The following is a 22,774-nucleotide window of genomic DNA, read 5'->3' as shown; positions in this document are numbered from 1 at the left end:
TACCCGTGCGATCGCTTTTCCGACTGCTGACCGTCATCGCGCTGCTGTTGTTGTTCACGACCCCGCTGCCGCATCCTGCGGCGGCCGAACCGGGCACGACCACGTTCCTGAAGCTGCGCATCGACCGGGTCACCCCGGACATCGTCACCACCACCAGCGGCTCGGTGGTGAGCATCGCCGGCACCGTCATCAATATCGGCGACCGGCCGGTGCGCGATGTGGTGGTCCGACTCGAACATGCCCCCGCCGTCACCGGATCGGCCGGGCTGCGCACCAACCTGGCCGGAAACCTCGATCAGTACACCGCCGTCGCCCCGTTCATCACGGTCTCCGGCGATCTGCAGCGCGGTCAGGAGGTGCCCTTCACGCTGGCCTACCCGTTGCGCGGCGGGGAGGAGCCGACCCTGCAGATCGACGAACCGGGGGTCTACCCGCTGCTGGTCAACGTCAATGGGACACCCGACTACGGGGCGCCCGCCCGCCTCGACGACGCCCGCTTCCTGTTGCCCGTTCTCGGGGTGCCCGCGGACCCGGCCACCGGCGATGCGGAGGGCCTGTCGGCGGTGGTGGCCCCGGACACCTCCGGGCCGGTCGCGACGACGATGCTGTGGCCGTTGGCCGACCGGCCGCGGCTGGCCGCCGGGATCCCGGGCGGCACAACACCGGTGCGGTTGCTCGACGATGATCTGGCCACCTCGCTGGCCGCCGGCGGCCGGTTGGACACCTTGCTGTCGGCGGCCGAATTCGCCACCGGACCCACCGTCGACAACGACGGCGCGATGCGTGCCACGCTGTGCCTGGCCGTCGACCCCGACCTGCTGATCACCGTCAACGCCATGACGGGCGGTTACGTGGTGAGCAACGATCCCGGCGGCGGACTGAATGCGCCCACCCGGCCGGGCACCGGCCAGGAGGCGGCGATCAACTGGCTGAGCCGGCTCAAGACACTCTCGCAGCGCCTCTGCGTGACACCGACGGTGTACGCACAGGCCGACCTGGACGCGCTGCGTCGAGTGGGCGACGCCGGACTCAACGCGGTCGCCACCGGTGCGGCCGCCGATATCGTCGACCAGATCCTGGGGGCGCGGTCGGTGCGCGGCGCCACCCTGATCGGCGACGGGCCGTTGACCGAGGCCGCGGTGGCGCTGCTGGCCGGGCAGGCCCCCACGGTCGCCGTCGCCGCCGCACCGCTGACGGCCACCGACTCCGAGGCCGCCGACGTGGCACCGCAGCGCTATGCACCGCAGGTGGTCAGCGCGCCGTTCGATCCCGCCCTGGGCGCCGCCCTGGCCGGGCTGGGCGCGGCCCCGAGCACACCGACCTACCTGGCCACCGACCTGCATATCCCGGTGCAGCAGGACTCCCGGGTGGCCCGCCTGCAGGACGCCATCGGCTCACTGCTGTGGCGGGGCCTGCAGCCCGACACCGAGCCGCGGACCCAGCTGGTCCTGCCGCCGCTGACCTGGGACCTCAATCCCGACGAGGCGCAGACCGTGCTGACCACCGTGGCCACCGCGATCCGGGCCGGTCTCGCGACACCCCGGCCGTTCCCCGTCGCCGTCGCGCAGACCGCACCGGCCGCTCCACCGGAGGCCGCCACTCCCCCACCCCCGCCGGGTGACCCGGCGGCCCGTTTCGACAGCGGGGTGACATCGGGCATCGGCGCCATCACCGGCCGGTTGTGGGGTCTGACGGCGGCCCTGACCACCGATGAGCGCACCGGTCTGACCGGAACCCAGTACACCGCGCCGCTGCGCGAGGACATGCTGCGCGCGCTGAGCCAGTCGATCCCGGCCCAGTCACGCAACGGGGCCGCCCAGCAACGGCTTTCGACGGTCAGCCGGACCGTTGCCGATCTGTTCGGTGCGGTCACGGTGGTCAACCCGGGCGGCTCGTACACACTGGCCACCGAGCGCAGCCCGCTGCCGCTGGCCCTGCGCAACGATCTGCCGGTGCCCATCCGGGTGCGGCTGCACATCGACGCGCCACCGGGCATGAAGGTCGAAGACCCCGGCATCATCGAACTCCCCCCGGGGTTCCTGCCGGTGCGCGTGCCCATCGAGGTGCACTTCACCCAGCGGTTCGCCGTCGACGTCGCACTGTCCACCGCCGACGGGATGGCCATCGGCGACCCGGTGCGGTTGTCGGTGCATTCCAACGCCTACGGCAAGGTGCTGTTCTTCATCAGCCTGACCGGCGGTCTCATCCTGGCACTGCTGGTCGGCCGACGGCTGTGGCACCGGTTCCGCGGTCAGCCCGACCGGGCCGATCTGGTGCCGCCCACCCGGGAACCGCACCGGCCGGATCCGTTGGACACCGCGTTGGCGCACACCGGCGACGAGCCACCTGGGGGTTCCCGATGAGCGCCGTGCGCGGACGCGCCGAACTGTCCGATTCGGCGGTGGTGTCCCGGTCTTGGGCAATGGCCCTGGCGACACTGATCAGCCGACTCACCGGATTCGCCCGAATGGTGCTGCTGGCCATCATCCTGGGCGGTCCGCTGCTCAGCGCCTTCTCGGTGGCCAACCAGCTGCCCAACCTGATCGCCGCACTGGTGCTGGAAGCGACGTTCACGGCGATCTTCGTACCGGTGCTGGCCCGCGCCGAACGTGAGGACGCCGACGGTGGCGCCGCGTTCATCCGCAAGCTGCTGACGCTGGCCACCGTGCTGCTGTTACTCGCGACCATCGCCTCGACGGTGGCCGCCCCGCTGTTGACCGATCTGATGCTCGGATCGGATCCGCTGGTCAACCGGTCACTGACCACGGCGTTCGCGTATCTGCTGCTGCCGCAGATCATCTTCTACGGACTGTCCTCGGTGTTCATGGCAATCCTGAACACCCGTAACATCTTCGGTCCGCCTGCCTGGGCGCCGGTGGTCAACAACGTGGTCGCGATCGCCACCATCGGTCTGTATCTGATTGTCCCCGGCGAACTGTCGGTGAACCCGGTCGAGATGGGCAATGCCAAACTGCTGGTCCTGGGTATCGGCACCACCCTCGGTGTCATCGCCCAGGCGGCGGTGGTGTTCGTCGCACTGCGCGCCGAGCGGGTGAGCATGAAACCGCTGTGGGGCATCGACGACCGCATCAAGACCTTCGGCATGATGGCAATGGCGATGGTGCTGTATGTGCTGATCAGCCAGGTCGGGCTGATCGTCGGCAACCAGATCGCCAGCGCCGCATCGGCATCCGGACCGGCCATCTACAACTACACCTGGCTGGTGCTGCAGCTGCCGTTCGGCATCATCGGCGTGACGGTGCTGACCGTGGTGATGCCGCGACTGTCGCGGAATGCCGCCGCAGATGACGGCCCGGCCGTACTGGCCGACCTGAACCTGGCCACCAGACTGACCATGCTGACATTGATCCCGGTGGTGGCCGTGATGACGGTCGGCGGCCCGGCGATCGGCAGCGCGCTGTTCTCCTACGGCAACTTCGGTGACACCGATGCGCGCTACCTCGGGATGGCGATCACCCTTTCGGCGTTCACCCTGATCCCGTACTCGCTCGTGCTGCTGCAATTACGGGTGTTCTACGCGCGCCAGCAACCGTGGACACCGATCGTGCTCATCCTGGTGATCACCGCGGTCAAGATCGCCGCATCGGTGGCGGTACCGCATCTGGTCTCCGACCCCGGCATGGTGGCCGGTTATCTGGGACTGGCCAACGGCCTGGGATTCCTGGCCGGCGCGACCGTCGGGTACATCGTGCTGCGATCCACCCTGCTGCCCCGCGGCGGACCCGACACATCCCCGTCGCTGCGTTCGCCCCGCCGCGGCGGCCGGATGATCAGCGTCGACGTGGTGCACGCCGTACTGGTCACCATCGCCGCGTCGATGGTCGCCGGGCTGGCCGCGCACATCGTCGACCAGCTGATCGGGCTGGAGGCCCTCACCGAACACGGCGGCGGCGCCGGTTCGCTGCTGCGGTTGTTCGTCATCGGCGTGATCATGGCCCCCATCATCGGTGCCGTGCTGTGGTTCGCGAAGGTCCCCGACGCGGTCTCGGCGGTCACCGCGGTGCGCCGCCGGCTGGGCCGCGGCCGGACCGCCGCACCCGGTCCGCAGGCGGCCCGGACCACTGCCGACTCACGCCGGCCCGCGCGGCCGGTCACGTACCCTGATCACAGCAATTCGCATCCGATGCGACCCCCACGTCGCCCGGCGGCCCGCCGGTACGCACCGCAGGCAGGGATTGCCGGCAGTCACCCTCGGAAAGGACCATCGGTGAGCGATACACCCGGGAGCGGGTCGACTCCGGAACCCGGTAAGGGCCCCGAGTCCGACTCGGGCGCGACCACCCGGATTCCGTTGCCCGGCAACGCCGAACCCGATGCGCAGCCCACCGCGGAAGCCGATTCGCGGTTCACCGCAGAAGCCGATTCGCAAGGCACCACCGAGCTCGACGCGGGGCTGGATTCGCGGCTCGCCGCGGCAGACTTCCAGCCCGACACCGGTGGCTTCACCAATCGCCCCCCCGCCGACTACGGAGGTGACCCGACGCGCGAACCGTTGGCCTTCGATCCACCGCGAGAAGGTCCCGCCGAGGCGGCGCTCGGCGACGACCTGCACCTGATCCCCGGCGCCACCATTTCCGGCGGCCGCTACCGACTGCTGGTATCGCACGGCGGCCAGGGCACACTGCGCTTCTGGCATGCCCTGGACACCGCGCTCGACCGGCAGGTCGCACTGACGTTCGTCGACCCCGACGGTGTGCTGCCCGACGGCGAGTTGAAGGACATCCTGGCCCGGACCCAGCGGCTGTCCAAGATCGACAGTCCCGGCCTGGCCCGCATCCTCGACGTCACTCGCACGGGCAAGGGCGGCCTGGTGGTCTCGGAGTGGATCCGCGGCGGCTCCCTGGCCGAGGTTGCCGAGACCTCGCCCTCGCCGATCGGCGGCGCCCGGGCCATCCAGTCGCTGGCCGGGGCCGCCGAGATCGCGCATCGCTCCGGGGTCGCGCTGTCCGTCGACGACCCCAGCCGCATCCGGGTCAGCATCGAAGGCGATGTCGCCCTGGCGTTCCCCGCCACGCTGCCCGACGCCACCCCCGAGGACGACATCCGCGGGGTCGGTGCCGCGCTGTATGCCCTGCTGATCAACCGCTGGCCGCTGCCGGGTGCCGGCGCCGGTCTGGAGCCTGCCGCCCTGGACGCCGCCGGTCAGCCGGTCGAGCCCCAGTCGGTCGACCCCCAGATCCCATTCCAGATCTCCGCTGCGGCCGCACGCGCCGTGCAGGAGGGTGGCGGCATCCGCAGCGCACCCACCCTGCTCAACCTCCTGCAGCAGGCCACCGCCGTCGCCGACCGCACCGAGTACATCGCCCCGCTGGACGAGTCGCCCGTCGCATCGCCGGCCCGCCCCCGCGGCGATGCCGACCCCGAGGCGACCGCTCGGCGCCGCAAGGGCCTCATCATCGGCCTCAGCATCGGCGCCGTCGTGGTCGTGGTCGCCTTCATCGTGCTGGCCAACGTCCTGAGCCGCATCTTCGGTGATGTCGGCGGCGGACTTGACCGTGATCAGCTGGGTCTGAACAACCCGACCAGCACCGAGGCCCAGGCCGGCGGCGGCACGGTCAAACCGGTGCGGGCCACCGTCTACTCCCCCGAGGGTGAGGCCGACGCGCCCGCCGATGCCGGGCTGGCGATCGACGGCAACCCCGCCACCGTGTGGCCGACGGACACCTACTCCGACCCGGCGCCGTTCCCCGGTTTCAAGAACGGTGTCGGCCTGATGCTGCAGTTGCCGCGACCCACCGAGCTGGGCTCGGTGACCCTCAACGTCTCCAGCGTCGGCACCTCGGTGCAGATCCGCGGCGCCGACACCGCCAACCCGGCCTCCCTGGAGGACACCACCGAGTTGACCCCACCCACCCCGCTCAGGACCGGCTCCAACACCATCAACATTCCCGAGGCACAGTCGACGTCCTATGTGTTGGTGTGGATCTCGACGCTGGGCACGGTGGACGGCAAGAGCCGCTCCGATATCTCCGAGATCACCCTCAAGACCCGGTCCTGACGAAGTTATCCCCAGGCTCACCGCTGGATCAGCGCAGCTCAGCACGTCGGGAGCAAAGAGGTGCCGAAGGTGGCCCGCCGCCGTCCTTAGTGTTCGGCTGTGGGGGATTTCGACGCACCGCGACGCACCGATGAGCAGCTGTTGAGTGCGCATGTCGCCGGTGACCCGGTCGCCTTCGCAGAGCTGTTCGGCCGCTATCGACCCCAGCTGTTCCGGCTGGCCCGGTCCAGGACCAACTGCTCCGACGACGCCCACGACGTCCTGCAGGACGCCATGCTGTCGGCGCACTGCGGCGCCGCGCAGTTCCGCCATGACTGCTCGGTCCGCAGCTGGCTGTACCGCATCGTGCTGAATGCCTGCCGCGACCGGTTGCGCCGCCACCGGGCACACCCGACTTTGCCACTGGACCCGTCCGCGCCGGTGCACACCGGGGACCCGACACCGCGCATCGACACCGCGATCGTGGTGGAGCGCGCCCTCATGCGACTGCCACTGGACCAACGGGCCGCCGTGGTAGCCGTCGACATGCAGGGCTTCTCGGTGGCCGAGGCCGCCGAGCTGCTGGGGGTCCCCGAGGGCACGGTCAAGAGCCGGCGGGCCCGTGCCCGCAGCAAGCTGGCCGGCCCGCTGGGCTCACTGTGGTGCCCGTCCGCGTCGGCAGGCCGCGTTGCCCGCACGCGATGATGGAGCGGTGCCCGAACCGCCCGGAGATGCCGGCCCTTCCCACCGTGTGCTGCCGGTCGCCGGTGCACGCGACCGGCACGCCGCCCGGCCACAGCCCGGTCGCCGGGTCGCCGCGATCATCGGGGCCGTCGCAGCGCTCGTCGCGGCGGGGCTGGGGGCGTTCGCGTGGACCGGGCAGCCACCGGCCGCGACGCCGACGTGGCGCACCGACGGCCCGACCGCGGCCCACATCACCGTGCCCGGTTCCGAGCTGCCACTGCCGGTCCCGGCCATCCACGCACTGCTTATCCGGCCACCCGACTTCGGCTCACTGGGCAATCCTCCGGGCTGCCTGACCAGCCTGGACTACCCGGCCGACAGCGAAGTCCTGGGCGCACAACCGGTGCCCGACGGCGTGTTGTTGGTCCTGCCCGGGCCGGATGCCGACACGTTGTCCGCTGTGGTGGTCCCCACACCGTGTCCGGGCGCCGGCCCGGCGATACTGGCACGCACGGTGCTACCCCGCCCCTAAGACGTCGGCCGGGAACAGCCCGGCCTACCCTGATGTTTGAACTCACGCCGCCTTTGCGGCAGAAAGGCTGGGATATCCACGATGTCCACCACTTCAGAGGACACGTCCCCCATCCACGACGTGATCATCATCGGTTCCGGCCCGGCCGGGTACACCGCCGCGGTGTACACCGCGCGGGCACAGCTCAAGCCGCTGGTGTTCGAAGGTATCTCCTTCGGTGGTGCGCTGATGACCACCACCGAGGTCGAGAACTACCCGGGCTTCCGCGAGGGCATCACCGGTCCCAGTCTGATGGAGGAGATGCGCGAGCAGGCGTTGCGCTTCGGTGCCGACCTGCGCATGGAAGACGTCGACTCGGTCGACCTGTCCGGCCCGATCAAGACCGTCACCGTCGGTGACGAGACGCACCGCGCCAAGGCCGTCATCCTCGCCATGGGTGCCGCCGCCCGCCAACTCGGCGCGCCCGGGGAGATGGAGCGCATCGGCATGGGTGTGAGCACCTGCGCCACCTGTGACGGGTTCTTCTTCCGCGAGCAGGACATCGCGGTGATCGGCGGCGGCGACTCCGCGATGGAGGAGGCCATCTTCCTGACCAAGTTCGCGCGCAGCGTCACGCTGATCCACCGCCGCGAGGAGTTCCGCGCCTCCAAGATCATGCTGGAACGTGCACAGGCCAACGAGAAGATCACCATCCTGACCAACACCGCCGTCACCGAGATCGAAGGTGATCCCAAGGTCACCGGAATTCGCCTGCGCAACACCGTAACCGGGGAAGAGTCCAAGCTCGAGGTCACCGGTGTGTTCGTCGCCATCGGCCACATCCCACGCTCGGATCTGGTCAAGGGCCAGATCGAACTCGACGACGAGGGCTACGTGCAGGTGATCGGTCGCAGCACCGCCACCGGTGTCGAAGGTGTCTTTGCCGCAGGCGATCTGGTGGACCACACCTACCGGCAGGCCATCACCGCCGCCGGGTCCGGCTGTTCGGCGGCCATCGACGCCGAGCGCTGGCTCTCCGAAAACTAATCTCCCCCAACAAGATAGGAAGATCATGGCTGAGAATTCCGCTACCGTAGCCGTCACCGACGACTCGTTCAACCAGGATGTGCTGTCCAGCTCCACCCCGGTGCTGGTCGATTTCTGGGCCACCTGGTGCGGTCCGTGCAAGATGGTCGCCCCGGTGCTGGAGGAGATCGCCACCGAGAAGGCCGGCGATCTGAAGGTGGCCAAGATCGACGTCGACGCCAATCCGGGAACGGCCCGGGACTTCCAGGTGGTGTCGATTCCGACGTTGATCCTGTTCAAGGACGGTCAGCCGGTCAAGCGCATCGTCGGCGCCAAGGGCAAGGCCGCCCTGCTGCGTGAGATCGCCGACGATCTCGCCTGATCGCACCTGTTCGGGGCCGTTACACGCCCGAGCACACGCCGGAGTTTTCCGGAATCTCGCCCGCATCTGAGACAATGCTGTCTGTGCGGACCGTGCATGCTGCCGTCCGGGCGGGGGTGCAATGTGTCTGAAAGGCCAGGTATGTCGATTCTGCGTCGCGGCGACCGCGGAAGTGCGGTCGTCGAGATCAGGGCCGCATTGGCTGGTCTGGGCATGATCAACAGCCCCGACGCCGACCCGACCACCGGCCGGCACGTCGCTCTCGACGTGTTCGACGATGAGCTCGACCACGCCGTCCGTGCCTTCCAGCAGCACCGGGGGCTGCTGGTGGACGGCATGGTCGGTGAGGCGACGGCTCGGGCACTGCGCGAGGCCTCCTATCAGCTCGGCGCGCGCACATTGTCGCACCAGTTCGGCGCGCCGATGTACGGCGACGATGTGGCGACGCTGCAGGCCCGACTGCAGGACCTCGGTTTCTATACCGGCCTGGTGGACGGACACTTCGGGCTGCAGACCCACAACGGGTTGATGTTCTTCCAACGCGAGTACGGGCTGTTCCCGGACGGCATCTGCGGTCCGGAGACCCTGCGCTCGCTGTATTTCCTGGGTTCACGCGTCACCGGTGGGTCACCGCATGCCATCCGTGAGGAGGAGCTGGTCCGCCGCTCCGGCCCGCGGCTGTCGGGTAAGCGGGTCATCATCGATCCGGGCCGCGGCGGGGAGGATCTGGGCGCCATCATCACCGGCCCCGAAGGTCCGCTCAGCGAAGCAGACATCCTGTGGGACTTGGCGAGTCGGCTGGAAGGCCGGATGACGGCCATCGGCATGGACACCTTCCTGTCGCGTCCGGTGAACCGCAGCCCGTCGGATGCCGAGCGCGCGGCGACCGCGAACACCGTCGGTGCCGATCTGATGATCAGCCTGCGCTGCACCAGCCATGTCAGCCCCACCGCCAGCGGTGTCGCGTCCTTTCACTTCGGCAACTCGCACGGGTCGGTGTCCACCATCGGACGTAACCTCGCCGATTTCATCCAGCGAGAATTGGTCGCCCGCACCGGATCCCGTGATTGCCGGGTCCACGGCCGTACCTGGGATCTGCTGCGGCTGACCCGAATGCCCACGGTCCAAGTCGATTTGGGTTATATCACCAACCAGGCAGATCGCGGTCTGCTCGCCACGGCGGCATCGCGTGATGCAATCGCCGAGGGCATGCTGGCCGCGGTCAAGCGGCTGTACCTGCTCGGTAAGAACGACCGCCCCACCGGCACATTCACCTTCGCCGAATTGCTTGCCCACGAACTGTCGGTCGAACAGGCCGGCCGGGTGTCGCCCAGCTAGTTGTTCACCCCGGGTCGTTCACCCCGGTGGTTCAGCCCAGTGCCACGGCGCCGACCGGTGCCTGCAGTCGGGCACTTTCCAGCAGTCGCTCCAGCGCTGCCTCGACATCGGCCTTCCAGCCCAGTCCCTGTTCCAGCTCGAGACGCAGTCGCGGGAAATACGGGTGCGCGGCCACAACCTCGAATCCCATCTCGCCGAGGAACTCGGCCGACACCATGCACTGTCCGGCTGAGCAATCTCCCAACGCCTCGATGACCATCTCGATCTCGGCGGTCGAGGTCTCGGCACACAGATCGTCAACCAGTGCGGTTCGTCCGAAGGCCTCCAGGGCACGCACGCCGCGTCGCACCAGATCCCCCACCACGGCGGTGATCAATCCGTGCGACAGTCGGTCGCTGTCGTCGGCGGCGTCAACACCGAGCGAGGTCAACAACACGGCATCGGCACTGACGGGCCCGGTCGGGAATCGGCGGGCCCGTGGCACCGCACCGGGCGGCGCGTAGAACGCGTACCCGAGACACGGCGCATCGCTGAAAACCTCGGGCCGATCCGGATCCTGTTCGCCCGGAGCGGCAGCCTCGTGCAGTGCGACCTGGGCGCACGAACCCCATTCGAGCATGACCATGGACAGCCACGCTTCCTTCTCGAATTCGGGGTCGGCGAGATGGTCCTCCCCCTGCACGATCGTGGGGTCGACTTCCCAGAACACACATCGCCGCGCGTGCTTCGGCAACTGCTCGAAGGCTTCAAGCCGAAGCGGGCTGATTCGCGCTGACACTTACGATTCCTCAACCTTCAGATCCGGAACGCACCGACCTCCAGGATAGGAGACCGGCCGCGGAACGGCCCTACCCGGCATGCTGAGTCCACCGATTCGGCGTCCGAGGCCAAACATGTTGTTACACATGCCATCTCCGATATCCATCGCCGATCATCCGGTTCATCGTCGCCCAAGTGTCACAGTGACGTAATTCCCCCGTGTCGTCGGTCATGGAAAAACACGGAGAATCGGCGCCATTCATGGCGTGGTGGAGTTCATCAACTCGACGATGCGCTGCAGATCGTCCACGGAGCCGAACTCGACGACGATCTTGCCCTTGCGCTTGCCCAGGCTCACGGTCACCTTGGTGTCGAAGGCCGTCGACAGTTGTTCGGCGACATCTTGCAGCCCCGGCATCTGAATCGGCTTGCGCCGTGGCGCCGGTGGCTCTGCCGGTCCGGCCCGATTGGCCAGGGTGACGGCTTCCTCGGTGGCCCGCACCGACAGTCCCTCGGCAACGATCCGTGCCGCGAGCTCTTCCTGCTTTTCCGGACCGCCCTCCAGCGACAGCAAGGCACGGGCGTGACCCGCCGACAGCACCCCGGCGGCCACCCGTCGCTGTACCGCAATGGGCAGCCGGAGCAGCCGGATCATGTTCGAGATCAGTGGCCGCGACCGTCCGATACGCGATGCCAGTTCATCGTGGGTGACCCCGAACTCGTCGAGCAGCTGCTGATAGGCGGCCGCCTCTTCCAGGGGATTCAGCTGTGCGCGGTGAATGTTCTCCAACAGTGCGTCGCGCAGCATGCTGTCATCGGCCGTTTCCCGGACGATGGCCGGGAGAGCGGTCAGGCCGGCCTCCTGCGAAGCACGCCATCGCCGCTCCCCCATCACCAGCTGATAGCGGGTCGCACCGTCGTCGGCGGGCATCGCACGCACGACGATCGGCTGCATCACGCCGAATTCCTTGATGGAGTGCACCAGCTCGGACAGCGCCTCTTCGTCGAACACCTGGCGCGGCTGGCGCGGATTCGGGTCGATCAGCGATGGGTCGATCTCCCGGTACACCGCACCGAACTCCGCGACGGCGGCGCTCTCGGCCGCAGATGGTTGCACCGGTTTCGGCGCCCCACCCATCAGCACATCGGCCGCGCTGTCCCCGATCCGCGGTGCTCCGAGCGCCTCACCCTCGGCCGGCCCGGTCGGGATCAACGACGCCAACCCGCGGCCGAGTCCGCTGCGCTTCTTCGCTTGGCTCATCGCCCGCTCCTCCTGATGTGCTGCTGTCCTACTCGTATCACTTGGCCTGCTGTCCGCGTTCGGCGATCTCACGACTGGCATCCAGGTAGCTCATCGCCCCACGCGATCCGGGGTCGTAATCCAGTATCGTCATGCCGTAGCCGGGTGCCTCGGAGACCTTCACACTGCGTGGGATGACGGTCCGCAGGACCTTGCTCCCGAAGTGGGCGCGGACATCCTCGGCCACCTGATCCGCCAGTCTGGTGCGGCCGTCGTACATGGTGAGGACGACGGTGGTGACGTCGAGTTCGGGATTGAGATGCGACTTGACCATCTCGATATTGCGGAGCAACTGACCCACACCCTCCAACGCGTAGTACTCGCACTGGATCGGGATGAGCACCTCCGGCGCGGCGACGAGTGCGTTGATGGTCAGTAGCCCGAGCGAGGGTGGGCAGTCGATGAAGACGTAGTCGAAGTTGTGCTCCCGCAGTCCCGCCAATGCCGTGCGCAACCGACCCTCCCGGGCGACCATGCTCACCAACTCGATCTCAGCACCGGCCAGGTCGATGGTGGCCGGCACACAGTACAGCCGGTCGTTGTGCGGGCTGCGCTGCAACGCCTCGGCCAACGGGATCTCGCCGATCAGTACCTCGTACGAAGATGGGGTTCCCTGTCGGTGTTCGATGCCCAATGCCGTACTCGCATTACCCTGTGGGTCCAGATCGATCACCAGCACCTGCAGCCCCTGGCGCGCGAGCGCCGCCGCGACATTCACCGCCGTCGTGGTTTTGCCGACGCCACCCTTCTGGTTGGCAATGGTGAAGACCCGCTGGCGCGCCGGGCGAGGCAGACCGCCCGTCCGATTGTGCAGCAGCCTGCTGGCCCGTTCCGCCTCCGCAGCGATCGGGGTATCGGCGCCCCTCCAACCGTCGCTCTCGGGCGTCCATGTTTCACGTGAAACATCGCGCTGCCCGGTCATCGCTTCCTCCTGCCGGGTCGCCCCGTCCGATTGTCCACCGCTCCGCGCCGTGCGACGACCACGGTGGCGGGCGGATTCAAAAACTCCACGCCACATCTCACCACCCTCACCTCTGTCACACCAAGCGAAGCCAACGTTCGCCGATGTTCCTCGACCTCATCCACGGCTCGCTCCCCCTTCAGAGCCAGCATCCGACCCCCCGTCCGCAGCAGCGGGATACTCCAACGCGACAATTTGTCCAATGGCGCAACGGCCCGCGACACCACAGCATCCATCTCCCCCGCCTCCGCCCGGACGGAACGGTCCTCGGCACGACCGCGTATCACCGCGACATCCAGTCCGAGTTCCTCGATCGTCTCGCGAAGGAACTCACTGCGTCGTAACAGTGGTTCGATCAACGTCACCCGAAGCTCGGGTCGTGCCATCGCCAACGGTATGCCCGGCAGGCCGGCGCCACTACCAATATCGGCGACCCGCTCGTCCGACTCGAACAACTCAGCCATCGCGGCACTGTTCAGGATGTGACGCTCCCAGAGCCGGTCGACCTCCGAGGGCCCGATCAGCCCGCGCTCGATCCCAGCCCCGGCGAGAATCTCGCCGTACCTCTGTGCGACTGACACCCTGTCGCCAAAGCAAAGGGCCGCCGCCTGGGGCGCCGGACTCAAGTTGCCATGTTTCACGTGAAACATCCTCCGGTTGCGCTCCAGGCCGACGGCCCTGAACTTTTCTAGCTTGAACTACATACGTGTAACTCGCTTACGCCGGGAGCACCACAACACGGCGGGATGGCTCGGCGCCCTCACTCTCGCTGCGCACACCGTCGATCGCAGCCACCGCATCGTGGACGATCTTGCGCTCGAACGGGGTCATCGGTGAGAGCTCCTCGCGCTCGCCGGACTCCAGCACCTTGCGGGCGATCTTGTCGCCCAACGCCGCCAGCTCGTCCCGACGACGACGACGCCAGCGCGCGATGTCCAGCATCAGGCGGCTGCGTTCACCGGTCTTCTGGTGCACGGCCAGCCGGGTCAACTCCTGCAGCGCGTCGAGTACCTCACCCTTGCGACCGACCAACTTGTTCAGGTCGTTGCCGCCATCGATGCTCACCACCGCACGGTCACCTTCGACATCCAGGTCGATGTCTCCGTCGAAATCGAGAAGATCCAACAGCTCCTCGAGGTAGTCACCGGCGATCTCGCCCTCGGCGACCAGACGGTCCTCCAGATCCTCCTCGCCGGCCTCGGAACCGGCCTGGTCCTCCAGCTCGGCATCCCCGGGCGCCGCGTCGGTGCGATCGGTGATTTCGGCGTCAGTCATATCGGTGTTCTCCTTACTTCGCCACGTCCGCCCCCGGTCTGGTGCCGGGTCGATCGGCTCTCGGCTTGGCTTCTAACGCTTGCGTTTGTTCGGACGACTGCCCGGCCGCGGGGTGTTGCCCGGGGCGCGCTGAGCGTTCTGATTCTTGGCGGCACTCTGGCTCTTGCCCGTGCCCTGACTCTTACCCGTGCTCGAGGACTCCTCGGCGGTCTCGGGTTCGGTGAGTTCCTTGGCCGAGGACTCCGTACCGTCGGAGGACCTGTCGCCAGTGGAATCCTTCGCAGGCCGGCGAGCCTTGTTGGGCTTCTTGCCCGGCGCCGGCGCATTGGCCGACCGGCGCTCCAACGCTTCGGCCTTCTTGGCCTCTTCTTCTTTTTCGATCTTGCCGAAGACGATGTGCTGCTGACCGAAGGTCCAGATGTTGTTCGCGAACCAGTACAGAATCACGGCGAGCGGCAGGAACGGTCCACCGACCACAACACCCAGCGGGAACACGTAGAGCGCGAGCTTGTTCATGATCGCGGTCTGCGGATTGGCGGCGGCCTCGGGACTCTGCCGAGCGATCGAGGCGCGGCTGTTGAAGTAGGTCGCGATACCGGCCAGGATCATGATCGGAACGCCCACGGCAATGACCGAAACTCGGCTGAATTCGGTGAAGGCGTCCAGACCGGTGGTCTGGATCATGGTGGCGCCCAGCGGTGCACCGAACAGGTTCGCGTCCAGAAAGTGGGCCACGTCGGTCGGGCTGAAGAAGTAGTTACCGGTGGTGCGGTTCTGCTCTACCGACAGCTGGATCTGGCCGAAGCCGCCCTGGGTGCGGTTGAACGACCGCAACACGTGGAACAGACCGATGAACACCGGCACCTGCGCCAGCATGGGCAGGCAACCGAGGATCGGATTGAACCCGTGTTCCTTCTGCAGCTTCTGCATCTCCAGCGCCATCCGCTGGCGATCCTTGCCGTACTTCTTCTGCAGTGCCTTGATCTGGGGCTGCAGCTCCTGCATCTGTCGGGTGGTGCGGATCTGCTTGACGAACGGCTTGTACAGAATCGCGCGAAGCGTGAACACCAGGAACATCACCGACAGCGCCCAGGCGAAGAAGTTCGACGGGCCCAGCAGGAAGGCGAATGCCTTGTACCAAACCCACATGATGCCCGACACCGGGTAGTAGATGATGTCCAGGCTGAACCAGTTAAACAACAGAATCGCTCCTGACGACTTCTTCCGAAGTCAACTCGCCGGCCTTCTCGCCGCGCTCGGGTATCGGGTCCCATCCTCCGCGATGCCACGGACCACACTTCACGAGCCGGACCACAGCCAGCCAGCCTCCGCGGATCAGACCCCACTCGGTCAAGGCATCGACCGCATACTCACTGCAGGTCGGGGTGAACCGGCACGACGGCAGCCGAAGAGGCGAGATCATCGTGCGGTACAGATTGATCAGAAAGATCACGCACCGGGCGGGCAGGCCGGTCACGACCGGTCCTGCCGTAACACGCGGGTGCGTTTGAGCGCCGAACGCAGTTCGGATTCCAGTCGCGCCGAGACGGCATCACGACTGCTGGGAAGGGCACGGATCACCACCCGGTCGGACGGTTCCAGACCGGAGGTGCCATCGCAGAGCAGGTGATAGGCGGCATGGCGCAATCGGCGCGCGACGCGGTGCCGCTGCACCGCTGTCCCCACCGATTTGGACACCACCAGACCAATCTTCGGACCGTCGACGTCACCGTCGCCGGCCGCGTCGCGCCAGGCATGCACAACCAGATCAGGTTGAGATGCCCGTACGCCTTGCCGCACCGTGAGACCGAAATCAGTAGACCGTGTCATCCGGTACTGGGCCGGAAGCACCGCCGCAGACCCCGCGTCGAATCACGCAGTGAGCGAGCTGCGACCCTTGCCGCGACGTGCCGACACGATCGCGCGACCCGCACGCGTGCGCATCCGCAACCGGAAACCGTGCACACGGGCCCGGCGGCGGTTGTTCGGCTGAAAAGTCCGCTTGCCCTTGGCCACGGCTGTCTCTCCTCGTTCGGTCTGGCACCAACACCTTCAACCACCATGCATGTCATGGCAGACGAAGACGCAGACGCCGTTGATAAGCTCATCCATCTTGCGTACTTAGCCGGCGCAGCTCCCCCAAGTGCTTCGGGGACCGGAACCCGGCCGTATCGCCACGTGTGGGCGACTGCTCGAGGGTACTGACGAGAATTGTCTGGGTCAAACCTGGCCAGACCGGTCACGACCGCCCCCGAATCGCACACCATCGGACACAAAAGTCACATACGCCACCCACCATCGGTCATCCGCGAAAAACCTGCTCGCGATGTTGCAGAACGGTTGGCACTCCGAGAGAAAACTGTTAGCTTCTGGCAATGCCGTTTTGCACCTGAAACGGCGCCGGACACCAGAGCGGGGACGATACCGGCGACGAGCCCACGGAAATGTGCTGAGCTCCGACGCATCGAATCCACGCCACCAGATAACGCGACGACAACTACTGACCGCTGTCCACAGGCTGTGGATAACTATGTGGACAGTTTGTTACTGTCGCCCCCGGGACATCCCGAGGAAGCCATAAGGGGGTAGGCGTCATTGACCGCGGACCCAGATTCCTCGTTCGTCACGGTCTGGAACAACGTCGTCGCCGAACTCAACGGTGAGACGCCTTTCGGCGAGACGGTAAACGGCGCCCCGCGCGAGACCACCCTCACCGCGCAGCAACGGGCCTGGCTGAAACTCGTCAAGCCGTTGGTGATCACCGAGGGTTTCGCGCTGCTGTCGGTTCCGACCGCGTTCGTGCAGAACGAAATCGAACGTGGACTGCGTGAGCCGATCATCGCCGCGCTCAGCCGCCAACTCGGACAACGTGTCGAACTCGGTGTGCGGATCGCGACACCCGAACCCGATCACGATCTCGAAACCGACGCACCCACCGATTCCTCGGATGCCTCCGATACCGAGGAGGTCGACGACGATCTCGAGGCGCTCGCCAGCGCTGAGGCCAGCTGGCCCAGTTACTTCAACCGGTCACAGAACACCGCCCCGGAAGCCGACAACTCGGTCACCCTCAACCGGCGCTATACCTTCGAGACCTTTGTCATCGGTTCCTCCAACCGATTCGCCCACGCCGCCACGCTGGCCATCTCCGAGGCGCCGGCTCGTGCGTACAACCCGCTGTTCATCTGGGGCGAGTCCGGCCTCGGCAAGACCCATCTGTTGCATGCCGCCGGCAATTACGCACAGCGACTGTTCCCGGGTATGCGGGTGAAGTATGTCTCCACCGAGGAATTCACCAACGACTTCATCAACTCGCTGCGCGACGACCGCAAGGCATCGTTCAAACGCAGCTACCGCGATGTCGACATCCTGCTCGTCGATGACATTCAGTTCATCGAGGGCAAGGACGGTATCCAGGAAGAGTTCTTCCACACCTTCAACACCCTGCACAACGCGAACAAGCAGATCGTCATCTCCTCGGACCGCTCCCCCAAGCAGCTGGCCACCCTCGAGGACCGGCTGCGCACCAGGTTCGAGTGGGGTCTGATCACCGATGTCCAGCCGCCCGAGCTGGAGACCCGCATCGCGATCCTGCGCAAGAAGGCTCAGATGGATCGCCTCGATGTGCCCGATGACGTCCTGGAACTCATCGCCAGCCGCATCGAGCGCAACATCCGTGAGCTCGAGGGTGCCCTCATCCGGGTCACGGCCTTCGCCTCGTTGAGCAAGACCACCATCGACAAATCGCTGGCCGAAATCGTGCTCCGCGACCTCATCGCCGATGCCGGCACCATGCAGATCAGCACGGCCACGATCATGGCGGCCACGGCCGAGTACTTCGAGACGACGGTGGAGGAGCTGCGTGGGCCGGGTAAGACCCGTGCCCTGGCCCAGGCCCGCCAGATCGCCATGTACCTGTGCCGGGAGCTCACCGAACTGTCGTTGCCCCGGATCGGTGAGGCATTCGGCCGGGACCACACGACGGTCATGTACGCCGAGCGCAAGATTCGCGACGGGATGGCCGAACGACGCGAGATCTTCGATCACGTCAAGGAACTCACCACCCGGATCAAGCAGCGCTCCAAGCGCTGACATTCTCCTCCCGCGCGCCGCTCGAGCCGGCGTCCCGATGATTCCGCACATCAAAATGCCAAAAATCTTTGGTCACCTTGGCACCATTCGTCACACAAAGCCGGTGTGGATGCACTTGTGCACAACCTGCGCGAAACCCCGTGTCAACCAGTTGTGCACTGCACAGCGCCGACGTTGTCCACAGCCCGGACCGATCCATTCCTGGATCTTCCACAGGCTGCGCACACCCCGCCGACCGCGCTCACCTGCATCGGAACCTGTCCATCCACAGAATGCACAGCCCCTATTACTGTTGCTTTTATCTCTAGAGAGTTCATCTTTCAAAAGCAGGCACTTGGGGACAGCGCATCCGCGGTGCCGTCGGCACCCGCTACGCCCGGTCCCCGGAGGAGAGCGAATAGCTTTCAAGTTCGCCTTCGACGCTCTACGGTGGTGATTCGATACGCCGGTGCGGTCGTCGTCCTGATCACGACTACGCTCGGTGAGTACACGGGGAATCCGCTGCTTATGCTCATTTGACGCGGTAGATCGAAGGGACGTTATGGACGTGGTGACGACGAATGTTGGTCTCACCGATTTGAAGTTCCGTCTGGTACGCGAGGATTTTGCCGACGCTGTCGCCTGGGTGGCCCGCAGCCTGCCCAGCCGACCGACCGTTCCCGTCCTCGCCGGTGTGCTGCTCACCGGGTCCGATGACGGCCTGACGATCTCCGGATATGACTACGAGACCTCCGCCGAGGTTCGGGTTGCGGCCGAAATCGCTTCTCCGGGAAGTGTTTTGGTATCCGGTCGACTGCTCTCGGACATCACCCGGTCATTGCCGGCCAAGCCCGTCGACGTATCGGTCGACGGCACCCGGGTATCCCTGAGCTGCGGCAGCGCCCGTTTCTCGTTGCCGACCATGGCTGTCGAGGACTATCCGTCACTGCCAGCGTTGCCTGACGAGACCGGGGTCGTCTCGGCAGATCTGTTCGGTCAGGCGATCGGTCAGGTCGCCGTCGCGGCCGGCCGTGATGACACGTTGCCGATGCTGACCGGCATTCGCGTCGAGATTTCCGGTGACAAGGTCGTTTTGGCAGCCACCGACCGGTTCCGCCTGGCAGTCCGTGAACTGACCTGGTCGACGGACTCGGCCGGAGTCGAGGCCGCGGTGCTGGTTCCGGCGAAGACGCTGTCGGAGGCCGCGAAGACCGGGACCGACGGCACCGAGGTGCACTTGGCGCTCGGTGCCGGTCCTGCGGTCGGCAAGGAAGGCCTGCTCGGTATCCGCAGCAATGGCAAGCGCACCACCACTCGACTGCTCGATGCCGAGTTCCCGAAGTTTCGCCAGCTGCTGCCCGCCGAGCACACCGCGATCGCCACGGTCGGCGTCGCCGAACTGACCGAGGCCATCAAGCGTGTGGCACTGGTCGCCGATCGTGGCGCACAGGTTCGGATGGAGTTCAGCAGCGATGGCGTCCGGTTGTCGGCGGGCGCCGACGATGTCGGTCGTGCCGAGGAGGATCTGCAGGTCGACTTCGCCGGCGAACCGTTGACCATCGCGTTCAACCCGACCTACCTCACCGATGGCCTGGGTTCGCTGCATTCCGAGCGTGTGACGTTCGGCTTCACGACACCGAGCCGTCCCGCAGTGTTGCGCCCGGCGGGGGACAATGACGGTGATGTCGGCGCATCCGGTCCATTCCCGGCCGCACAGACCGACTACGTCTATTTGTTGATGCCGGTGCGGCTCCCGGGCTGATCGGCTCCCGTCACGGAGGGACGCACTATGCAGTTGGGTTTGGTCGGCCTGGGCAAAATGGGCTTCAACATGCGGGAACGCCTGCGTGAAGGTGGCCATGAGGTGGTCGGATACGACCCCCGTCCGGAAGTCTCCGATGTGCCGTCGCTGGCTGGACTCGCCGAGGCACTGACCGCACCCCGGGTGGTGTGGGTGATGGTTCCCTCGGGTGACATCACGCACCAGACCATCGTCGAACTCGCCGGTGTGCTCGAGGCCGGTGACCTGGTCATCGACGGTGGCAACTCCCGCTATACCGAAGATGGACCGCACGCGAAGTTGTTGGGCGACAAAGGTATTGCCTTCATCGACGCCGGTGTTTCGGGTGGAATCTGGGGCCTGACCGAGGGTTACGGCCTGATGGTGGGTGGCAGTGACGAGGACATCGCGCGGGCCATGCCGGTCTTCGACACCCTGCGCCCGCCCGGCGAACTGGGCGACGGTTTTGTGCACGCGGGACCGGTCGGTGCCGGGCATTTCACCAAGATGGTGCACAACGGCGTGGAGTACGCACTGATGACCGCTTATGCCGAGGGTTACGAAATGTTGGCGGCCGAGCCGCTGGTCAAGGATCCGGCTGCGGTCTACCAGGCGTGGTCCAACGGCACCGTGGTGCGTTCCTGGTTGCAGGAGTTGCTGGCCAAGGCGCTCAAGGAGGATCCGGGTCTGGCCAATATCACCGGATACACCGATGATTCGGGTGAGGGTCGCTGGACGGTGGAGGAAGCGATTCGGCTGCGCGTGCCGGTCCCGGGTATCGCGGCGTCGCTGTTCGCCAGATTCCTTTCCCGGCAGGACGATTCGCCGACGATGAAAGCCGTTGCCGCACTGCGTAATCAGTTCGGCGGTCACGCGGTGCAGCGAATCTCCGAGTCCGGCTGACAGCCGGCTCCGCAGGGACGCACCTTTGTACGTACGCCATCTGGGTTTGACCGACTTCCGGTCCTGGCCACGAGTTGACCTCGAGCTGGGACCGGGTCAGACGGTGTTTGTCGCGCCCAATGGCTACGGCAAGACGAATCTGGTTGAAGCGCTCTGGTATTCGGCGACCCTGGGGTCACATCGGGTGGCATCTGACGCGCCGCTGATCCGGGCCCGCGCCGAACGCGCGGTGGTGTCCACGGTCGTCGTCAACGACGGCCGGGAGCTGGCCGTTGATCTGGAGATCACCACGGGCCGGGCCAACAAGGCGAGGTTGAACCGGTCCCCGGTCCGTAGCCCGCGCGAGGTGCTCGGTGTGCTGCGCGCCGTGCTGTTCGCTCCCGAGGACCTGGCGTTGGTGCGGGGTGATCCGGCCGAGCGCCGTCGCTTCCTGGACGAGGTCGCCACCTCGCGGCGGCCCCGCATCGCCGCGGTACGCGCCGACTACGACAAGGTGCTCAAGCAGCGGACCGCGCTGCTGAAGACGGCCGGACCGGCCCGTCACCGCGGCGACAGCAGCGTGCTGGATACCCTGGAAGTCTGGGATGGACATCTGGCTTCCCATGGAGCGCAACTGATTTCGGCGCGAGTCGACCTGGTCAACCAGCTCGCTCCGGAGGTCGAGAAGGCCTATCAACTGTTGGCGCCGGCCTCGCGTCCGGCGGCCATCCGGTACCGCAGCAGCGTCGATGAAGTCGAGTACGAGGCAGGTAACGCCAGCGTCGATGCCTCGGTGTACGAAGCGGCGTTGCTCGAGGAATGCGCACGTAAACGCGGCGCAGAACTGGAACGGGGCGTCTCCCTGGTCGGGCCGCACCGCGATGATCTCGAGCTCAGACTCGGCGACCAACCGGCGAAAGGCTTTGCCAGTCACGGTGAATCGTGGTCGATGGCTTTAGGGCTGCGGTTGGCCGCTTACGAGCTGCTGCGAACCGAAGGGACCGATCCGGTGCTGCTGCTCGACGATGTGTTCGCCGAACTGGACAGTGCGCGCCGTCAGGCGCTGGCCCGGGTCGCAGCCTCGGCGGAGCAGGTGCTGATCACCGCGGCGGTACCAGAGGACCTGCCCGGGGATTGGGATGTGCGGCGCATCGAGGTCACCATGCGTGATGATGACGAAGGGCGGATCTCGGAGGTGGTGTCATGAGCTCTCAGGACGACTGCGTCAGACCGCCGGAACATCTCGAGGGTCTGCCAGGTATGGATATGGTGCGCCGCGCACTCGAGGAAGCTCGCGGTGCCGCCCGCAACCAGGGCAAGGATGTCGGCCGAGGTCGGTCGGCGCCGGCTGCCCGCCCGCCCGCCGGTGCCGGTCGCCGGCGGTGGTCCGGTCCGGGTCCTGACGTCCGCGACCCACAGACCTTCAGTGCGGCGACGCGGGATCTGGCGCGATCACGTGGCTGGAGCAAGCAGGTGGCCGAAGGTGCCGTGCTCGGTCAGTGGACCACCGTGGTCGGTGATCAGATCGCGGATCATGCGGTCCCGACCGGGCTGCGCGACGGTGTGCTGACAGTGTCCGCGGAGTCCACCGCCTGGGCGACCCAACTCCGGATGGTGCAGGCCCAGCTGCTCGCCAAGATCGCCGCCGCCGTCGGCGATGGTGTGGTGACGTCGCTGAAGATCCAGGGACCGACGGCGCCGTCCTGGCGTAAGGGCAGGCTCAACGTTCCCGGTCGCGGGCCCCGCGACACCTATGGATAACGCCTCATCGCCTGGCGACCGTGCTTGTCTGCGGGCGGACTGAGGG

General features: G+C 66.6%; 20 protein-coding genes and 1 pseudogene. 12 read left to right on the top strand and 9 right to left on the bottom strand.

The annotated features are described in order from the left end of the window. The first annotated feature begins 5 nt into the window (after positions 1–5). The 7 genes from ACLBYA_RS30470 to ACLBYA_RS30440 all read left to right on the top strand — a co-directional run bounded on the left by ACLBYA_RS30470 (position 6) and on the right by ACLBYA_RS30440 (position 9,939). On the top strand, positions 6–2,363 hold the full coding sequence (locus ACLBYA_RS30470) for a hypothetical protein (RefSeq protein WP_447713206.1): 2,358 nt from the start codon (positions 6–8) through the stop codon (positions 2,361–2,363). After that, positions 2,360–6,019: a murein biosynthesis integral membrane protein MurJ gene (murJ, locus tag ACLBYA_RS30465; protein ID WP_447713205.1), complete on the top strand. Its 3,660-nt coding sequence runs from the start codon at positions 2,360–2,362 to the stop codon at positions 6,017–6,019. Before ACLBYA_RS30470 ends, murJ begins: the two co-directional genes overlap by 4 nt. A 99-nt stretch (positions 6,020–6,118) precedes the next feature. Continuing rightward, positions 6,119–6,703, top strand: coding sequence for an RNA polymerase sigma factor SigM (gene sigM / locus ACLBYA_RS30460; RefSeq protein WP_447713204.1), 585 nt, complete (start codon positions 6,119–6,121; stop codon positions 6,701–6,703). A gap of 7 nt (positions 6,704–6,710) precedes the next feature. After that, complete coding sequence (locus ACLBYA_RS30455) at positions 6,711–7,214, top strand: hypothetical protein (protein WP_447713203.1); 504 nt, start codon at positions 6,711–6,713, stop codon at positions 7,212–7,214. Between the two features lie 81 nt (positions 7,215–7,295). After that, positions 7,296–8,240 (top strand): thioredoxin-disulfide reductase, encoded by a 945-nt coding sequence (gene trxB, locus ACLBYA_RS30450; RefSeq protein ID WP_447713202.1) that lies wholly within the window; start codon positions 7,296–7,298, stop codon positions 8,238–8,240. 25 nt (positions 8,241–8,265) lie between these two features. Next, positions 8,266–8,601, top strand: coding sequence for a thioredoxin (gene trxA / locus ACLBYA_RS30445; RefSeq protein ID WP_447713201.1), 336 nt, complete (start codon positions 8,266–8,268; stop codon positions 8,599–8,601). Between the two features lie 141 nt (positions 8,602–8,742). After that, a complete protein-coding gene (locus tag ACLBYA_RS30440) occupies positions 8,743–9,939 on the top strand; it encodes an N-acetylmuramoyl-L-alanine amidase (RefSeq protein ID WP_447713200.1) in 1,197 nt (398 codons plus the stop codon). 31 nt (positions 9,940–9,970) lie between these two features. On the opposite strand, the gene ACLBYA_RS30435 is transcribed toward ACLBYA_RS30440, so the two are convergent. From ACLBYA_RS30435 to rpmH, 9 genes are all read right to left on the bottom strand, one after another. Beyond that, positions 9,971–10,717, bottom strand: a complete 747-nt coding sequence (locus ACLBYA_RS30435; protein WP_447713199.1) for an acetyltransferase — start codon at positions 10,715–10,717, stop codon at positions 9,971–9,973. A gap of 240 nt (positions 10,718–10,957) precedes the next feature. Continuing rightward, complete coding sequence (locus tag ACLBYA_RS30430) at positions 10,958–11,959, bottom strand: ParB/RepB/Spo0J family partition protein (RefSeq protein WP_447713198.1); 1,002 nt, start codon at positions 11,957–11,959, stop codon at positions 10,958–10,960. Between the two features lie 37 nt (positions 11,960–11,996). Next, a complete protein-coding gene (locus ACLBYA_RS30425; RefSeq protein WP_447713197.1) occupies positions 11,997–12,920 on the bottom strand; it encodes a ParA family protein in 924 nt (307 codons plus the stop codon). Next, a complete protein-coding gene (gene rsmG / locus ACLBYA_RS30420; RefSeq protein WP_447713196.1) occupies positions 12,917–13,600 on the bottom strand; it encodes a 16S rRNA (guanine(527)-N(7))-methyltransferase RsmG in 684 nt (227 codons plus the stop codon). Before rsmG ends, ACLBYA_RS30425 begins: the two co-directional genes overlap by 4 nt. 76 nt (positions 13,601–13,676) lie before the next feature. Beyond that, a complete protein-coding gene (locus ACLBYA_RS30415; protein WP_447713195.1) occupies positions 13,677–14,234 on the bottom strand; it encodes a Jag family protein in 558 nt (185 codons plus the stop codon). Between the two features lie 72 nt (positions 14,235–14,306). After that, complete coding sequence (yidC, locus tag ACLBYA_RS30410; protein WP_447713217.1) at positions 14,307–15,383, bottom strand: membrane protein insertase YidC; 1,077 nt, start codon at positions 15,381–15,383, stop codon at positions 14,307–14,309. Between the two features lie 43 nt (positions 15,384–15,426). Next, complete coding sequence (gene yidD, locus ACLBYA_RS30405) at positions 15,427–15,657, bottom strand: membrane protein insertion efficiency factor YidD (RefSeq protein WP_447713216.1); 231 nt, start codon at positions 15,655–15,657, stop codon at positions 15,427–15,429. A gap of 50 nt (positions 15,658–15,707) precedes the next feature. Further along, complete coding sequence (gene rnpA / locus ACLBYA_RS30400; RefSeq protein ID WP_447713194.1) at positions 15,708–16,085, bottom strand: ribonuclease P protein component; 378 nt, start codon at positions 16,083–16,085, stop codon at positions 15,708–15,710. Between the two features lie 21 nt (positions 16,086–16,106). Beyond that, on the bottom strand, positions 16,107–16,250 hold the full coding sequence (gene rpmH, locus ACLBYA_RS30395; protein WP_447713193.1) for a 50S ribosomal protein L34: 144 nt from the start codon (positions 16,248–16,250) through the stop codon (positions 16,107–16,109). Between the two features lie 579 nt (positions 16,251–16,829). On the opposite strand from rpmH, the gene dnaA reads away from it, so the two are divergent. From dnaA to ACLBYA_RS30370, 5 genes and pseudogenes are all read left to right on the top strand, one after another. Then, on the top strand, positions 16,830–18,326 hold the full coding sequence (gene dnaA / locus ACLBYA_RS30390; RefSeq protein WP_447713192.1) for a chromosomal replication initiator protein DnaA: 1,497 nt from the start codon (positions 16,830–16,832) through the stop codon (positions 18,324–18,326). Positions 18,327–18,867: 541 nt separating this feature from the next. Next, positions 18,868–20,067, top strand: coding sequence for a DNA polymerase III subunit beta (gene dnaN / locus ACLBYA_RS30385; protein ID WP_447713191.1), 1,200 nt, complete (start codon positions 18,868–18,870; stop codon positions 20,065–20,067). A gap of 24 nt (positions 20,068–20,091) precedes the next feature. Beyond that, positions 20,092–20,988 (top strand): annotated as a pseudogene (gene gnd, locus ACLBYA_RS30380) (phosphogluconate dehydrogenase (NAD(+)-dependent, decarboxylating)); the annotation flags it as partial. A gap of 25 nt (positions 20,989–21,013) precedes the next feature. After that, a complete protein-coding gene (gene recF / locus ACLBYA_RS30375; RefSeq protein WP_447713190.1) occupies positions 21,014–22,174 on the top strand; it encodes a DNA replication/repair protein RecF in 1,161 nt (386 codons plus the stop codon). After that, the gene (locus ACLBYA_RS30370) at positions 22,171–22,728 is read left to right on the top strand and encodes a DUF721 family protein (RefSeq protein WP_447713189.1); all 558 of its coding nucleotides are present in this window, start codon (positions 22,171–22,173) and stop codon (positions 22,726–22,728) included. The genes recF and ACLBYA_RS30370 overlap by 4 nt, the downstream gene beginning before the upstream one ends. The last annotated feature ends 46 nt before the right edge of the window (positions 22,729–22,774 follow it).

The sequence above is a fragment of the Mycobacterium sp. C31M genome (assembly GCF_053345865.1).
The sequence above is the reverse complement of the archived record's forward strand: the minus strand, read 5'-3'. Positions and strand labels throughout refer to the sequence as shown.

Coding starts and splice junctions, on each gene's coding strand:
- murJ (WP_447713205.1), top strand. CDS start 2,360: ATGAGCGCCGTGCGCGGACGCGCCGAACTGTCCGATTCGGCGGTGGTG.
- trxB (WP_447713202.1), top strand. CDS start 7,296: ATGTCCACCACTTCAGAGGACACGTCCCCCATCCACGACGTGATCATC.
- trxA (WP_447713201.1), top strand. CDS start 8,266: ATGGCTGAGAATTCCGCTACCGTAGCCGTCACCGACGACTCGTTCAAC.
- ACLBYA_RS30440 (WP_447713200.1), top strand. CDS start 8,743: ATGTCGATTCTGCGTCGCGGCGACCGCGGAAGTGCGGTCGTCGAGATC.
- ACLBYA_RS30430 (WP_447713198.1), bottom strand. CDS start 11,959: ATGAGCCAAGCGAAGAAGCGCAGCGGACTCGGCCGCGGGTTGGCGTCG.
- ACLBYA_RS30425 (WP_447713197.1), bottom strand. CDS start 12,920: ATGACCGGGCAGCGCGATGTTTCACGTGAAACATGGACGCCCGAGAGC.
- ACLBYA_RS30415 (WP_447713195.1), bottom strand. CDS start 14,234: ATGACTGACGCCGAAATCACCGATCGCACCGACGCGGCGCCCGGGGAT.
- yidC (WP_447713217.1), bottom strand. CDS start 15,383: ATGTGGGTTTGGTACAAGGCATTCGCCTTCCTGCTGGGCCCGTCGAAC.
- yidD (WP_447713216.1), bottom strand. CDS start 15,657: ATGATCTCGCCTCTTCGGCTGCCGTCGTGCCGGTTCACCCCGACCTGC.
- dnaN (WP_447713191.1), top strand. CDS start 18,868: ATGGACGTGGTGACGACGAATGTTGGTCTCACCGATTTGAAGTTCCGT.
- ACLBYA_RS30370 (WP_447713189.1), top strand. CDS start 22,171: ATGAGCTCTCAGGACGACTGCGTCAGACCGCCGGAACATCTCGAGGGT.